This window comes from Bradyrhizobium sp. Arg816, assembly GCF_029989365.1.
Classification (GTDB): Bacteria; Pseudomonadota; Alphaproteobacteria; order Rhizobiales; family Xanthobacteraceae; genus Bradyrhizobium.
The window spans coordinates 1-436 of sequence record NZ_JAPRAQ010000248.1 but is presented as its reverse complement, the minus strand read 5'-3'; the positions used below and the strand labels follow the sequence as shown (position 1 = coordinate 436).

1 protein-coding gene is annotated in these 436 nt (G+C 36.0%); it reads left to right on the top strand.

The genetic code is table 11. From position 1 onward, the window contains the following. Positions 1–92: 92 nt before the first annotated feature. A partial coding sequence (locus OWC48_RS46740; protein ID WP_282526029.1) for a hypothetical protein occupies positions 93–436 on the top strand: 344 nt, incomplete at its 3' end.

Genomic DNA, 436 nt, shown 5'->3' with positions numbered 1-436 from the left:
GATATATCACAGGAATAACGCCGTACCCGGTTCACGCAACGGCAGAGATACAGCAATGGTTAAATCTGCGATTTAAACCGGAATATGCCATTATGGCCGCAGTTGATTATGGCGTCGCAAATTTAGCATCTCTGAAAATGGCAGGATATAATATCGACGGACTTAATGATGCTGGAAAAGCCAAACTTATATATTTAACACATCATCTTGGTCTGAGTGATGCAATACATTTTATTAAGAATAACATCACTGAAGGTAAAGCAAAAGAATTATTAATAGCACAAGTAGGCGATGAATCAGCCATTTCAAAAGCAAAAAAAAATGGAGGGTATATGAAAGCACACAGAAAGTGGTTAATAGATTATAAAGATGACAACATTAAGATAGTTAAATATCTCTGCCATGAGCAAATCATCTCAGATAACCCTAAAGATAT